The sequence below is a fragment of the Streptomyces netropsis genome (assembly GCF_014203545.1).
GTDB lineage: Bacteria > Actinomycetota > Actinomycetes > Streptomycetales > Streptomycetaceae > Streptomyces > Streptomyces netropsis.
Map to the genome: position 1 here is coordinate 221,028 of NZ_JACHJG010000007.1, position 14,300 is coordinate 235,327.

General features: G+C 71.1%; 14 protein-coding genes and 1 tRNA gene. 10 read left to right on the forward strand and 5 right to left on the reverse strand.

The genetic code is table 11. From position 1 onward, the window contains the following. Positions 1 to 25 precede the first annotated feature (25 nt). From paaC to FHS38_RS18500, 4 genes are all read left to right on the forward strand, one after another. Positions 26 to 727, forward strand: a complete 702-nt coding sequence (paaC, locus tag FHS38_RS18485) for a 1,2-phenylacetyl-CoA epoxidase subunit PaaC (RefSeq protein ID WP_184735062.1) — start codon at positions 26 to 28, stop codon at positions 725 to 727. Beyond that, positions 721 to 1,236, forward strand: coding sequence for a 1,2-phenylacetyl-CoA epoxidase subunit PaaD (gene paaD, locus FHS38_RS18490; protein WP_184734715.1), 516 nt, complete (start codon positions 721 to 723; stop codon positions 1,234 to 1,236). Before paaC ends, paaD begins: the two co-directional genes overlap by 7 nt. Continuing rightward, complete coding sequence (locus FHS38_RS18495; protein ID WP_184734717.1) at positions 1,237 to 2,352, forward strand: 2Fe-2S iron-sulfur cluster-binding protein; 1,116 nt, start codon at positions 1,237 to 1,239, stop codon at positions 2,350 to 2,352. 186 nt (positions 2,353 to 2,538) lie between these two features. Next, on the forward strand, positions 2,539 to 3,678 hold the full coding sequence (locus FHS38_RS18500) for an acyl-CoA dehydrogenase family protein (RefSeq protein WP_184734719.1): 1,140 nt from the start codon (positions 2,539 to 2,541) through the stop codon (positions 3,676 to 3,678). Positions 3,679 to 3,737: 59 nt separating this feature from the next. Here the strand turns inward: FHS38_RS18500 and FHS38_RS18505 are convergent, their stop codons facing one another. The 4 genes from FHS38_RS18505 to FHS38_RS18520 all read right to left on the reverse strand — a co-directional run bounded on the left by FHS38_RS18505 (position 3,738) and on the right by FHS38_RS18520 (position 6,967). Beyond that, the gene (locus tag FHS38_RS18505) at positions 3,738 to 4,085 is read right to left on the reverse strand and encodes a rhodanese-like domain-containing protein (protein WP_184734721.1); all 348 of its coding nucleotides are present in this window, start codon (positions 4,083 to 4,085) and stop codon (positions 3,738 to 3,740) included. Between the two features lie 10 nt (positions 4,086 to 4,095). Continuing rightward, a complete protein-coding gene (locus FHS38_RS18510) occupies positions 4,096 to 4,908 on the reverse strand; it encodes a J domain-containing protein (protein ID WP_184734723.1) in 813 nt (270 codons plus the stop codon). Positions 4,909 to 5,031: 123 nt separating this feature from the next. Beyond that, positions 5,032 to 6,459, reverse strand: a complete 1,428-nt coding sequence (locus FHS38_RS18515) for a DUF2252 domain-containing protein (protein ID WP_184734725.1) — start codon at positions 6,457 to 6,459, stop codon at positions 5,032 to 5,034. 148 nt (positions 6,460 to 6,607) lie between these two features. Continuing rightward, positions 6,608 to 6,967 carry a winged helix-turn-helix transcriptional regulator gene (locus FHS38_RS18520; protein ID WP_184734727.1) on the reverse strand — a complete coding sequence of 120 codons (360 nt, stop codon included), beginning with the start codon at positions 6,965 to 6,967 and terminating at the stop codon, positions 6,608 to 6,610. Between the two features lie 133 nt (positions 6,968 to 7,100). On the opposite strand from FHS38_RS18520, the gene FHS38_RS18525 reads away from it, so the two are divergent. Beyond that, entirely contained in the window at positions 7,101 to 7,748 is a 648-nt protein-coding gene (locus tag FHS38_RS18525; protein WP_184734729.1) for an FMN-dependent NADH-azoreductase, read from the forward strand. A gap of 205 nt (positions 7,749 to 7,953) precedes the next feature. Here the strand turns inward: FHS38_RS18525 and FHS38_RS18530 are convergent. Beyond that, a tRNA-Leu gene (locus tag FHS38_RS18530) sits at positions 7,954 to 8,037 on the reverse strand. A 349-nt stretch (positions 8,038 to 8,386) separates the two neighbouring features. On the opposite strand from FHS38_RS18530, the gene FHS38_RS18535 reads away from it, so the two are divergent. The 5 genes from FHS38_RS18535 (at position 8,387) to FHS38_RS18555 (ending at position 14,289) form a co-directional block, all read left to right on the forward strand. Continuing rightward, the gene (locus FHS38_RS18535; protein ID WP_184734731.1) at positions 8,387 to 9,235 is read left to right on the forward strand and encodes an FHA domain-containing protein; all 849 of its coding nucleotides are present in this window, start codon (positions 8,387 to 8,389) and stop codon (positions 9,233 to 9,235) included. Positions 9,236 to 9,245: 10 nt separating this feature from the next. Further along, complete coding sequence (locus FHS38_RS18540) at positions 9,246 to 9,776, forward strand: FHA domain-containing protein FhaB/FipA (protein ID WP_130878628.1); 531 nt, start codon at positions 9,246 to 9,248, stop codon at positions 9,774 to 9,776. 66 nt (positions 9,777 to 9,842) lie between these two features. Further along, positions 9,843 to 11,387, forward strand: a complete 1,545-nt coding sequence (locus tag FHS38_RS18545; protein ID WP_221495118.1) for a PP2C family protein-serine/threonine phosphatase — start codon at positions 9,843 to 9,845, stop codon at positions 11,385 to 11,387. A 50-nt stretch (positions 11,388 to 11,437) separates the two neighbouring features. Then, the gene (locus FHS38_RS18550) at positions 11,438 to 12,838 is read left to right on the forward strand and encodes an FtsW/RodA/SpoVE family cell cycle protein (RefSeq protein ID WP_184734735.1); all 1,401 of its coding nucleotides are present in this window, start codon (positions 11,438 to 11,440) and stop codon (positions 12,836 to 12,838) included. Continuing rightward, positions 12,835 to 14,289 (forward strand): peptidoglycan D,D-transpeptidase FtsI family protein, encoded by a 1,455-nt coding sequence (locus tag FHS38_RS18555; RefSeq protein WP_184734737.1) that lies wholly within the window; start codon positions 12,835 to 12,837, stop codon positions 14,287 to 14,289. Before FHS38_RS18550 ends, FHS38_RS18555 begins: the two co-directional genes overlap by 4 nt. The last annotated feature ends 11 nt before the right edge of the window (positions 14,290 to 14,300 follow it).

Below are 14,300 nucleotides of genomic sequence, written 5' to 3' on the forward strand. Positions count from 1 at the left end.
CGGGGCACCCGTGAGCACCGTGCCGCTGAGCGCCGCGCTGGCCCTCGGCGACGACGCCCTCGTGCTCTCCCACCGGCTGGGGGAGTGGGCCGGGCACGCACCCGTCCTGGAGGAGGAGGTCGCGCTCGCCAACATCGCGCTGGACCTGCTCGGCCAGGCCCGGACCCTGCTCTCGCTCGCCGGCGACGAGGACGAGCTGGCCTATCTCCGCGAAGAGCGCGCCTTCCGCAACGTCCAGCTGGTCGAGCAGCCCAACGGCGACTTCGCCCACACCATTGCCCGCCAGCTCTACTTCGCCACCTACCAGGAGCTGCTGTACGGGCAGTTGGCCGCCGGGGACGGCCCCTTCGCCCCGCTGGCGGCGAAGGCGGTCAAGGAGGTCTCCTACCACCGCGACCACGCCGAGCACTGGACCCTGCGGCTCGGGGACGGCACCGAGGAGAGCCACCGGCGGATGCGCGCGGGCCTCGACGACCTGTGGCGGTTCACGGGCGAGCTCTTCGAGCCGGTCGACGGGCTGGACGTCGACTGGACCGCCCTGCGCGACGGCTGGCTGACCCTCGTCACCAAGACCGTGGACCAGGCCACCCTGGCGCTGCCCACCGGGCCCCAGCTCGGCGCCTGGACGGCGGGCGCCGGCCGCCAGGGCATCCACACCGAGCCGTTCGGGCGGATGATCGCCGAGATGCAGCATCTGCACCGCAGCCACCCGGGGGCGACATGGTGACCGCCCCGACCCCGCTCGAGGAAGAGCTCCGCGCCCTGGCCGGTTCCGTCCCCGACCCGGAGCTCCCCGTCATCACGCTGGCCGAGCTGGGCGTACTGCGCGGGCTGCACCTCGTCGGCCCCGGCCGGGTGGAGGTGGAGCTGACCCCCACCTACACCGGCTGCCCGGCCATAGAGGCCATGTCGGCGGACATCGAGCGTGTCCTGCACGACCACGGCATACCCGAGGTGGAGGTCCGCACGGTCCTCTCCCCGCCCTGGACCACGGACGCGATCAGCGCCGAAGGCCGCCGCAAGCTGGAGGAGTTCGGGGTGGCGCCCCCACGGCCCACCGCCGCCCGGCACGAGCAGCACGCCGGTGGCCCGGTGCTCGTGCAGCTCGCCATCCGCTGCCCGCACTGCGGCTCCACCGACACCACCCTGCTGAGCCGCTTCTCCTCCACCGCCTGCAAGGCTCTGCGCCGCTGCGAAGCGTGCCGCGAACCGTTCGACCACTTCAAGGAGTTGTAGATGGCAGCGGCCCGCCACGGCGCCTTCCACCCGCTACGGGTGGCGGCCGTCGACCCGCTCACCGACGACGCGGTCGCCGTGACCTTCGCCGTGCCCCCCGAGCTGCGCCCGGTCTTCCGCTACACCCCCGGCCAGCACCTCGCCTTCCGCCGGACCGTGGACGGCGCCGAGATACGCCGTACCTACTCCATCTGCGGCCAGGTGCCCGGCGCGGACGGACCGGCGGCGCTGAAGGTGGGGGTCCGGCTCGTGGACGGCGGAGCGTTCTCCACCTACGCGCTCAAGGAACTGGCGGTCGGGGACACGGTGGAGGTGATGGCACCGGCCGGCCGGTTCGTGCTGGAGCCGCGCGCCGGACACTTCGCCGCGATCGTCGGCGGCAGCGGCATCACCCCCGTGCTGAGCATGGTCTCCGCCCTGCTCGCGCGGGAGCCCGACGCCCGCTTCTGCCTGATCCGCAGCGACCGCACCGCCTCTTCCACGATGTTCCTGGAGGAGGTCGCCGACCTCAAGGACCGCCATCCCACGCGCTTCCAGCTCGTGCACGCCCTCTCCCGCGAGGAACAGCAGGCGGGGCTGCCGTCCGGGCGGCTGGACGAGGAGCGGCTGTCCCGGCTGCTGCCGGCACTGCTTCCGGTGGACACCGTCGACGGCTGGTTCCTGTGCGGCCCGTACGGGCTGGTGCGCGGCGCCGAGCGGGCGCTGCACGGGCTCGGGGTCGGCCGCGACCGCGTCCACCAGGAGATCTTCCATGTGGATGAGGAAGCGGACGAGGACGCGGACGAGCAGGTGGGCCTGGGGTCGGAGCCGGGCACGGCGGCCGCGGCAGCCGGGGTGTCGGCCAGCACGGTGACCGCGAAGCTGGACGGGCGCAGCGGCAGCTGGCCGGTGCGGGAGGGGGAGTCGCTGCTGGAGACGGTGCTGCGCAACCGCGCCGACGCGCCCTACGCCTGCAAGGGCGGGGTCTGCGGGACGTGCCGGGCGTTCCTGGTCACGGGCGAGGTGCGGATGGACCGGAACTTCGCGCTGGAGCCGGAGGAGCTGGACGCGGGGTATGTGCTCGCCTGCCAGTCGCATCCGGCCACCGAGGAGGTGGAGTTGGACTTCGACCGCTGACGACCCGGTCGGCAGCCCCACCGCCCGCTCACCCTCCCCTACCGGTTCCCAATTCCTGCAACATGTTCTACCTTGACGCCCCATCAGATGCGTCTCCTCCAGGCAGACGCGTCTCCAAGCAGATGCGTCTCAGGGCGCATCGCCGAACGCGTCTTCAGGTGCCAGCGGCGTGTGGGAGGACCGGCAGTGGACTTCACCTTCACCGAGGAACAGCAGGCCGCCGTCGAAGCGGCCCGGGCGGTCTTCGCCGGGGTCACCCCCGACAGCGTGCCCAGCCCCGCGCTCGCCCGGGGCGCGGTGGCCGAGGACTTCGACCGCGCGCTGTGGCGCAGGCTCGCCGACACCGATCTGTTGAGCCTGACCGTCGCCCCCGAGCACGGCGGCGCGGGGCTCGGACCCATCGCCCTGTGCCTGGTGCTGCGCGAGTCCGCGCGAGTGCTGGCCCGTGTGCCGCTGCTGGAGGCGGGTGGGGTGGCGCTCGTCCTCGGAAGGTACGGCGGGGCCGCGGCGGACCGCTTGCTGCCGCTGATCGGCCGCGGAGAGATCGTCGCCACCGTCGCCGCCAACGGCCGTACCGGTCACGACCGGGCCGAGCTGGCCGTCACCGCACGGCCGGAGAGCGCCCGCGAAGAGCAGTGGTCCCTCGACGGCGTGCAGACGGCCGTGCCCTGGGCCCCGGGCGCCGACCGGATCCTGATCCCCGCCCACACCGGCGAGGGCCGCACCGTCCTCGCACTCGTCCCCCGGGACCGGCCCGGGGTGACCCTCGCCGATCAGGTCTCCACCAACGGCGAGCGGTACGCGGAGGTGCGTCTCGACGGTGTGCGGGTCGAGGGCGACGAGGTCATCACGGCCGAGGGCGCGTGGGAGTGGCTGCGTGGGCTGCTCACCGTCGGCACCTGCGCCCTCGCGCTCGGCCTCGGGGAGGCGGTGTCCCGCATGACGGGCGAATACACGGGGAAGCGGGAGCAGTTCGGCCACCCCATCGCCACGTTCCAGGCGGTCGCCGTCCAGGCCGCCGACCGCTATATCGATCTGCGCGCGATGGAGGCCACCCTGTGGCAGGCGGCGTGGCGCATCGAGTCGGGGGCGGACGCGGCACTCCCGGCCGCGGCGGACATCGCCGTCGCGAAGGTCTGGGCCTCGGAGGGGGTTCGCCGGGTCGTGCAGACCGCGCAGCATCTGCACGGGGGCCTGGGCGCGGACACCGACTACCCCCTGCACCGTTATCACGCCTGGGCCAAGCAGCTGGAGCTCTCCCTGGGCCCCGCCGCCGCCCATGAAGAGGCACTGGGCGACCTGCTGGCCGCCCATCCCCTCGGGTGAGGCCGACGCCGACCGCCCGGCCGGGCCGCCCACCCCTGACGACTGGATTGCGCGATCAGCTAGATGACCGCGCCGGGAGCGCCGTTTCCGTCCACGACCGGACGGCCCGCGGCCTCCCAGACCTGCATGCCGCCGTCGACGTTCACCGCGTCCAGGCCCTGCTGGACGAGGTAGGTGGTGACCTGCGCGGAGCGCCCGCCGGAGCGGCAGATGACGTTGATCCGGCCGCCGTCGGGGGCCTTCTCCGTCAGCTCGCCGAACCGGGCGACGAAGTCGCTCATCGGGATGTGCAGCGCGCCTTCCGCGTGCCCGGCCGCCCACTCGTCGTGCTCGCGGACGTCCAGCAGGAAATCGTCGGACGAGAGCGCGTCGACGCCGACCGTGGGTACCCCAGAACCGAAATGCATGTCCCCGACGCTACCCGACCAGCGTGGCCAGGTAGGCCTCCCGCTCGGCGACCTGGGCGAGCAGCTGCTCGGCGATCTCCTCCAGCAGCCCGTCCGGGTCGTCCGGCGCCATCTTGATCATTGCGCCGATCGCGGAGGCCTCCAGCTCACCGGCCACCGCCGACAGCAGCTCCTTGCGCCGGGCCAGCCACTCCAGCCGCGCGTACAGCTCCTCGCTGGGGCTCGGCAGCGGCTCCTCGGGCACCGGTCCGGCGGCCCACTCCGCGGCCAGCTCGGTCAGCAGCGCCGCGTCACCGCCCGCGTACGCGGCGTTGACCCGCACGATGAATTCCTCGCGCCGCTGCCGGTCCGCCTCGTCCCGCGCCAGGTCGGGGTGTGCCTTGCGGACCAGCTCACGGAAGGCACGCCGGGCCTCGTCGCTCGGGCGCACCCGCTTCGGGGGCTGCACGGGCCTCTCCGTGAGCATGGCCGACGCCTCGGGCGAGAGCCCCTCGGAGTCCATCCAGCCGCCGAACAGCTCCTCCACACCGGGCATCGGCTGCACCAGCGCCCGCGCCTCCCGGGCCCGCCGCAGGTCCTCGGCGTCGCCGGTCCGGGCCGCGACGGCCTCCGCGATCCGCGCGTCCAGCTCGTCGAGCCGCGCGTACATCGGGCCGAGCCGCTGGTGGTGCAGCCGGGAGAAGTTCTCCACCTCCACCCGGAAGGTCTCCACCGCGATCTCGAATTCGATCAGCGCCTGCTCGGCCGTCCGCACGGCCTGTTCCAGGCGCCGCGTGTCCGGCTGCTCGGTGTTCTGACTCTGCTCGGCTTCCGGATTCGTCACCCGCCCAGCCTACGAGTTCCCACGCGCCCCGCGGGCCCCCGCGTGCCCCGACGCCCTGTCCCCGCCCCGACCGTGCCCCTGATCCCGGCCGTATCCCCGATCGCCGCTGCGTCCCCGATCCGGCTATATCCCCGTCTCCGCCGCCAGCCGGCCGCCCCGGACCGCCGCCACCAGCTCCGCGTGGTCCGCCTCCGTACGGTCCGCGTACGCCACCGCGAACCGCGCGACCGCCTCGTCCAGCTCGTCCCCCTTGCCGCAGTACCCGGCGATCAGCCGGGGATCGGCGCTGTGCGCGTGCGCCCGGGCGAGCAGCGCGCCCGTCATCCGCCCGTAGTCGTCCAGTTCGGCGGGGGCCAGTGCGGCGGGGTCGACGCTCCCCTTGCGGTTGCGGAACTGCCGCACCTGGTACTGCCGCCCCTCCACCGTCGCCCAGCCGAGCAGCACGTCACTGACGACCTGCATCCGCTTCTGCCCCAGGACCACGCGCTGCCCCTCGTGGCGGGTCTCCGGCGCCGCGAAGCCCGCCTTCGCCGCGTGGGACAGCAGCGCCGAGGGGCGGGCCTCCTTCACCTGGAGCACCAGCGGCTCGCCCCGGTGGTCGAGCAGCAGCACCACGTAAGAGCGCAGCCCCACGCTCCCCGTCCCCACCACCCGGAACGCCACGTCCTGCACCTCGTAGCGCGCGAGCAGCGGGACCATGTCCTCCGGCAGCGTCCCGAGATACGCGCCGAGGGCCAGGGCGACCGACGCCGCCTCGTCGTGCGGGACCCGCCGCAGGACCGGTGGCGCGTCCAGGAAGCGCAGCCCGCCGTCCTCGGTCCGCTCGGTCGCCTTCGCCGCGAACCGCGCGCTCGTGTTCCGCCGGGCCTTCTCCGACACCCGCTCCAGCGTGCCCAGCAGGTCCTTGGCGTCCGCGTGCGAGACGAGCCGTTCGTCGGCGATCGCGTTCCACGCCTCTATCGCCGGCATCCTGGCCAGCAGGCGCATCGTGCGGCGGTAGGCGCCCACCGCGTCCCGGGTGGCCTCCCGGCAGGTGTCCTCGTCCGCGCCCGTCTCCCGGCCCGCCAGCACCAGCGAGGCGGCGAGCCGCTTCACGTCCCACTCCCAGGGCGCGTGGAGGGTCTCGTCGAAGTCGTTCATGTCGATGACGAGGCCGCCGCGGGCGTCGCCGTAGAGCCCGAAGTTCGCGGCGTGCGCGTCACCGCAGATCTGCGCGCCCACCCCCGTCACGGCCGTGCCCACCAGGTCGTACCCCATGAGCCCGGCCGAGCCGCGCAGGAAGGCGAAGGGGGAGGCCGCCATCCGGCCGACGCGGATCGGCGTCAGCTCGGGCAGTCGGCCCGCGTTGGACGCCTCGACCGTCTCCACCGCGCCGGGCCGCCCCGCACCGGCCTCCCACTCGGCGTGCGCGGAGCGCGGCACCCGCGCCCGCAGCGCCTTCCCGGCGGCCTTGGGCGACGATCCCGAGGCGGACGCCGCACCGGCTCCCGAACCCCCCGCCCCACCCGTCACCGATCGCGCGAAACCCGGCACGTGCGGCAGTCGCGTCATCGCGCGCCACCTCCCCCTCCACCCATGGCGCAGCATCACGCGGCGTCAAGCGGCAAGCGTCAACTGCCCCGACGGTACAGCGCGGTACGGGCGGCAGCCGGTGTCCCGGCGTTTCTCCACAGGACACCCACCGGAGGTGTGCGGGAGGTCAGCTGAACTCACGCGGGCACTGCGCGGCGTCCCCCAGATAGCGCTGCGCCCACCGCCCCAGCTCCTTGAGCGCGGGCTCCATTGCCTGGCCCGCCTCGGTCAGCCGGTAGGAGACACGAAGCGGAGGCCCAGACTCCACTTCCCGTACGAGCAGACCGGCCGCGGCCAGCTCCGTGAGGCGGTCGGAGAGCATCCGCTCGCTGATCCCCGGAATGGCCCGTCGCAAGTCGGCGAAGTGCGCGCGCCCCGGCAGCAGGGTGGCCACGATCAGACCCGTCCAGCGTTTGCCGAACAGCTCGAAGACGCGCGTCATGCCCTCGTCCGCCTTCTTGCACGCCTGCTCGCTGTGGTCCGCCATGCCACCAGGGTACTGCGTTCCCCTTAGGTGCTGCGAAAAAGTAAGTGACTGTGCTAATACTAGTTACATACGGAACTACATCTCCGTTCGCCGCAGGCACCCACGGCGATACAGCCCGTTCTTTGGAGAACCCATGGCCACGCTGCTGCACATCGACTCGTCCGCCCTCCCCCAGGGCTCCGCCTCCCGCGACGTCACCGCCGTCTTCCGCAAGACCTGGGAGGAGCAGCACCCCGAGGGCACGGTCGTCTACCGCGACCTCGCCGCGAACCCGCTGCCCCACATATCGGCCACCGCGCTCAGCGTGGGCTCCGTCGACCCGGCCGAGTTCACCGCCGAGCAGCGCGCCGCCCACGACCTGCGCGTCGAGCTGGCGGAGGAGCTGGAGCGGGCGGACGCGGTGCTGATCGGCACCCCCATGTACAACTTCACGATCCCCTCCAGCCTCAAGGCGTGGCTGGACCAGGTGATCATCATGGGTCGCACGGCCGGCGAGAAGCCCTCCGCCGCCGGCACCCCGGTCACCGTCGTCGCCAGCCGTGGCGGCTCGTACGCGCCGGGCACCCCGCGTGAGTCCTTCGAGTTCGTGACGACCTACCTGGAGAAGGTGCTGACCGGCATGCTCGGCCTGGAGGTCGACTTCATCGTCCCCGAGCTGACCCTCGCCGCCACCGTGCCCGCGATGGCCGAGCTGGTCGGCAAGTCCGAGGCCTCCCGGGCCAAGGCCGACGAGGAAGCCGTCACCAAGGCCAAGGCCCTGGTCGCCCGACTCGCCGGCTGACACCGCACGCCGCGCGCTTCGCGCGATCACCTTCGGGCCCGGACGCCTCGCGCCGGGCCCGATGTCGCATCCGTCCCGTGCCGCATGTCACTTCGGCGACACCGCGATCCCGCCGGGGCATCGCCACACCGGACCGGCACCGGACAACGAGAAACGGGCCCCTCCCGGTGATTCTCATCACCGGGAGAGACCCGTTCCCGCTCTGTGCGCGAGGGGGGAGTTGAACCCCCACGCCCTTTCGGGCACTGGAACCTGAATCCAGCGCGTCTGCCTATTCCGCCACCCGCGCATGGGTGCTGTCTGGGACTCTCGCACTTTCTTCGGACTGTCCGCCCGGGTCTTGTGCGTTCGCCTTTCGACATGCAGAACATTAGCACGCTGTGGAGGGTGCCTTCACACCACTTCCCTGCCGCCCGGTCCGCCGGTCCGGCGGGGACCGCACCGGTTGCGGGACACTGACTCACGGCCGCCTCTACGATCCCTAGTGGAGCGCACAGTGGGCGGCGGTGAAGGCGACACTCGTCACTCCTGGCGCCGAAGGGGAACCAGCCGTTTTCCCGACGCGTGGATACGATCAGTAAGCAGTATCAGGAACGACACTGAGCATCAGGAACGTCACTGAGGGAAGGAGGTGCCCCGTGGGAGTACTGAAGCGCTTCGAGCAGCGACTCGAGGGTCTCGTGAACGGCACCTTCGCCAAGGTGTTCAAGTCCGAGGTGCAGCCTGTCGAGATCGCGGGCGCACTCCAGCGCGAGTGCGACAACAACGCCACCATCTGGAACCGTGACCGGACCGTCGTCCCGAACGACTTCATCGTCGAGCTGAGCGCCCCGGACTTCGAGCGGCTCAGCCCGTACTCCGGGCAGCTCGGGGACGAGCTCTCCGGCATGGTCCGCGACTACGCCAAGCAGCAGCGGTACACCTTCATGGGGACCATCAAGGTCCACCTGGAGAAGGCCGACGACCTCGACACCGGGCTGTACCGGGTGCGCAGCCGCACCCTCGCCTCCAGCGAATCGCAGGATCCGCAGGGCCAGCAGCCCGCCGCACCCCGCGGCGCGGCCGGTGGCGGGATCACGCACGGCGCGGGCTATCCGGCTCAGCCGGCCGGTCCGCCGCCGATGCCCGCGTCCCCGCCGCCCGGCGCTCCCGGCCGTCCCGCGCCCCGTGCGGGCGGCCCCGGGCCGGGCGCCGTCCCCGGCACCCAGACCCGCCGTTGGATCGAGATCAACGGCACACGTCACCAGATTTCCCGGCCCACCCTCGTACTGGGCCGCAGCACCGAAGCGGACGTACGGATCGACGACCCCGGCGTATCCCGCCGGCACTGCGAAATCCGGGTCGGAACCCCCGCGACCATCCAGGACCTGGGTTCGACAAACGGCATCGTGGTGGACGGGCAGCACACCACGCGCGCTACGCTCCGCGACGGCTCGCGCGTCGTCGTGGGCAGCACCACCATCGTTTATCGGCAAGCCGAAGGGTGAAGCGGGGGCAATGTCAGAGCTGACCCTCACGGTCATGCGGTTGGGTTTCCTCGCCGTACTGTGGCTGTTCGTCATCGTGGCCGTCCAGGTCATTCGCAGCGACCTGTTCGGCACGCGTGTCACGCAGCGCGGCTCACGCCGCGGTGGACAGGACCGCCAGCCGCAGCGTGCGCAGCAGACCGCGCCGCCGCAGCAGCGACAGCAGCAACAGTCCGGCGGCCGACGTGCGGAGCGCGGCCGACGCGGCGCCCCCACCAAGCTGGTGGTCTCCGAGGGCACCCTCACCGGGACCACGGTCGCCCTCCAGGGCCAGACCATCTCGCTGGGCCGCGCCCACGACTCGACGATCGTGCTGGACGACGACTACGCCTCCAGCCGGCATGCCAGGATCTACCCCGACCGCGACGGCCAGTGGATCGTCGAGGACCTGGGGTCCACCAACGGCACCTATCTCGACCGGACCCGGCTGACCACCCCGACCCCGATCCCGCTCGGCGCGCCGATCCGCATCGGCAAGACCGTCATCGAGCTGCGGAAGTAGTAGGACCATGACGACCGGAGGGTGGGCACCGTGCGGATGTACCCGGAGCCGTCGGGCGAGGTGCGCATGAGTCTGTCACTGCGCTTCGCCGCCGGATCTCACAAGGGGATGATCCGGGAGGGCAACGAGGACTCCGGTTATGCCGGCCCCCGGCTGCTCGCCATCGCCGACGGCATGGGCGGCCAGGCCGCGGGCGAGGTCGCCAGCTCCGAGGTGATCTCCAACCTCGTGTCGCTGGACGACGACGTCCCCGGCTCGGACATCCTGACCTCCCTCGGCACCGCCGTGCAGCGGGCCAACGACCAGCTGCGCGCCATGGTCGAGGAGGACCCGCAGCTCGAGGGCATGGGCACCACCCTGACCGCGCTGCTGTGGACCGGTCAGCGGCTCGGCCTCGTGCACGTCGGCGACTCGCGCGCGTACCTGCTGCGCGACGGCGTGCTCACCCAGATCACGCAGGACCACACCTGGGTGCAGCGGCTCGTCGACGAGGGCCGGATCACCGAGGAAGAGGCCACCACCCACCCGCAGCGCTCCCTGCTGATGCGCGCGCTGGGCAGCGGTGACCACGTGGAGCCGGATCTGTCGATCCGCGAGGTCCGGGCGGGCGACCGCTACCTCATCTGCTCCGACGGGCTCTCCGGCGTCGTCAGCCATCAGACGATGGAGGAGACGCTCGCCAGCTACCAGGGCCCGCACGAGACCATCCAGGACCTGATCCAGCTCGCCCTGCGCGGCGGTGGCCCCGACAACATCACCTGCATCGTCGCGGACGTGCTGGAGATCGACGGCGGCGACACCCTCACGGCGCAGCTCAACGACACGCCCGTGATCGTGGGCGCGGTCGCCGAGAACCAGCTCCAGCTGGGCGACGACGGCGCCATGCAGACCCCGGCCGGCCGCGCCGCGGAGCTGGGCCGCGCCAACCGGCCCGTGCCGCCGCAGGGCCCCGGCGCTGCCGCGGGCGGCTTCGGCCCGCCCGGCAGCGGCGACCCGGCCATAGGCGGCTCGCCGGACGGTGCCTTCGGCTCGTTCTCCGACGAGGACTTCGTCAAGCCGCCCCGCGGTGGCAAGTGGCTGAAGCGGTCGCTCATCATCGCCGTGGTGCTCGGCGTCGTCGGCGGCGGTCTCTACGCCGGCTACGAATGGACCCAGACGCAGTACTACGTGGGCGCCAAGGACAACGACCACGTGGCCGTCTACCAGGGCATCAACCAGGATCTGGCGTGGGTGGGCCTCAGCAAGGTCTACGAGGACCACCGCGAGATCGAACTCAAGTACCTCCCCGTTGACCAGCGCACCCGTGTCGAGGACACGATCGCGGTCGGCAGCCTCGACCAGGCCCGGCAGAAGATCAAGGACCTGGGCACGCTCGCCGGCGCCTGCAAGAAGGCCGACGAGCGGCGCAAGGCCGAGCAGCAGCAGCGGGAGACCGAGAAGCAGAACGGCGACAAGACGGGCAACGCGCCCGGTGCCGCCCAGGACGACCCGAAGGCCCCGAAGGCCGGGGACCGGACGAACGTCCAGGCCACCCCGGTCCCGTCCCCGGGTCCCACCCTCAGCGAGGAAGAGCAGAAGTTGGTCCCGCAGTGCAGCAGCGCTCAGCAGTAAAGCCGTAGGGGGCCATCAAAGCCATGCCATCAATGCCATCCATGCCATCCATGTCGTCGAACACCACCAACACGACGACGATCAGCACCGCGGGCCCGCCGAGCCGGCGCAACACCGAGCTGGCGCTGCTCGCCTTCTCGGTGCTCATCCCGTGCTTCGCGTACGCCAACGTCGGTCTCGCCCTCGACGGCGAGATGCCCTCCGGCATGCTCGGCTACGGCCTCGGCCTCGGCCTGCTGGCCGGTGTCGGCCATGTGGTGGTGCGGAAGTTCGCCCGCTACGCCGACCCGCTGCTGCTGCCGCTGGCCACCCTCCTCAACGGGATCGGGCTGGTCATCATCTGGCGGCTCGACCAGGCGCCGCGGCTGATGGCGAAGAAGTTCTTCCACCCCAGCGCGCCCAACCAGCTGCTGTTCTCGGCACTCGGCATCGCTCTCTTCGTGGCAGTCCTGATCTTCCTCAAGGACCACCGCATCCTCCAGCGCTACACCTACATCTCCATGGTCGTGGCGCTGATCCTGCTCGTCGCGCCGATGTTCTTCCCCGCGAAGTTCGGTGCGCGCATCTGGATCACGATCCCGGGTCTGGGCTCGCTGCAGCCGGGTGAGTTCGCGAAAATCATCTTGGCGATCTTCTTCGCCGGCTATCTCATGGTGAAACGCGACGCCCTGGCCCTGGCCAGCCGCCGCTTCATGGGGCTCTATCTGCCGCGCGGCCGGGACCTCGGTCCCATCCTGGTCGTCTGGGCGGTCAGCATCCTCATCCTCGTCTTCGAGACCGACCTCGGTACTTCGCTGCTGTTCTTCGGCATGTTCGTCGTGATGCTCTACGTCGCGACCGAGCGCACCAGCTGGATCGTCTTCGGTCTGCTGATGTCGGCCGGCGGCGCGGTCTTCGTGAACACCTTCGAGCCGCACGTCCAGCAGCGCGTCGACGCCTGGCTGCACCCGTTCGACGCGTTCAAGGACGGCTCGTCCGACCAGATCGCCCAGGCGCTGATGGCCTTCGGCTCCGGTGGCGTCTTCGGCACCGGCTGGGGCCAGGGCCACTCCGACCTCATCGGCTTCGCCGCCAACTCCGACTTCATCCTCGCCACCGTCGGCGAGGAGCTGGGGCTGGCGGGCGTCATGGCCATACTGCTGATCTACGGGCTGATCGTGGAGCGCGGTCTGCGCACCGCCCTCGCCGCCCGTGACCCGTTCGGCAAGCTGCTGGCCTGTGGTCTGTCCGCCGCGTTCGGCATCCAGGTCTTCGTCGTCGCCGGCGGTGTCATGGGTCTGATCCCGCTGACCGGTATGACCATGCCGTTCATGGCGCAGGGTGGTTCGTCCGTCCTCGCCAACTGGGCCCTCGTCGCCATCCTCGTCAAGATCAGCGACACCGCGCGCCGCCCGGCCCCGGCCCCCGCACCGTCCCCCGACGCCGAGATGACCCAGGTGGTCCGCCCGTGAACAAGCCCGTGCGCCGGATCGCGATCTTCTGTGGCCTTCTCGTCCTCGCCCTGATGATGCGCGACAACTGGATCCAGTTCGTCCAGGCCGAGGAGCTCAAGACCCACGAGAACAACCGCCGGGTCCTGATCGCCCGCTACAGCCAGCCGCGCGGCAACATCATCGTCGACGGCCAGACGGTCACCGGGTCCAAGGAGACCGACAACACCGACTTCAAGTACAAGCGCACATACAAGAACGGCGAGATGTGGGCCCCGGTCACGGGCTACGCCTCGCAGGTCTACGGCGCGAACCAGCTGGAGAAGCTCGACGACCCGGTGCTGACCGGCGACGACGACCGGCTGTTCTTCAACCGCACGGTCGACATGATCACCGGCAAGGGCAAGAAGGGCGGTGACGTGATCACCACCCTGAACGCCAAGGCCCAGGAGGCCGCCTTCAAGGGCCTGGGCAACAAGCGCGGTGCCGTCGCCGCGCTCGACCCGCGCACCGGCAAGATCCTCGCCCTCGCCTCCACGCCCTCGTACGACCCCTCGCGCATCGCGGGCAGCGACGACGAGAAGGCGTGGAAGGAGCTGACGAGCGACAAGAACCAGCCGATGCTGAACCGGGCGCTCAAGCAGACCTACCCGCCGGGCTCGACCTTCAAGGTCGTCACGGCCGCGGCCGCGCTGCAGAACGGTCTGTACAAGGACGTCGACTCCAAGACCGACTCGCCGCTGCCCTGGACGCTCCCGGACACCCGTGTGCAGCTTCAGAACGAGGGCAACATCCCCTGCAAGGAAGCCTCGCTGCGGGTCGCTCTCCAGTACTCCTGCAACACGGTCTTCGGCAAGGTCAGCGCCGACCTCGGCAACAAGAAGATGATGGACCAGGCGGAGAAGTTCGGCTTCAACAACCCGAAGCTCGACACGCCCGTCCGCGCCGCCGAGAGCGTCTACCCCAAGGACAACCGCCCGCAGAACGCCATGGCGGGCATCGGCCAGGCCTCCAACCGCGCCACGCCGCTGCAGATGGCCATGGTCGCCGCCGCGGTCGCCAACAACGGCAAGCTCATGGAGCCGTACATGGTCGACAAGCTGCGCGCCCCGAACCTCAACGTGATCGAGACGCACACGCCGAAGCAGCTGAACCAGCCGCTCAGCTCGGAGAACGCGCAGAAGCTCCAGTCGATCATGGAGACCGTGGTCGAGAAGGGCACCGGAACCAACGCCCAGATCGACGGCGTCACCGTCGGCGGCAAGACCGGTACCGCCCAGCACGGCGTCGACAACAGCGGCAACCCGTACGCGTGGTTCATCTCCTACGCCAAGGGGAAGGACGGCTCGCCGGTCGCCGTCGCCGTCGTCATCGAGGGCTCGGAGACCACCCGTGACGACATCGCGGGCGGCAAGCTCGCCGCGCCGGTCGCGAAGGGCGTCATGGAGGCGGTACTCAAGACGGAGAAGTGACACCGCTCACC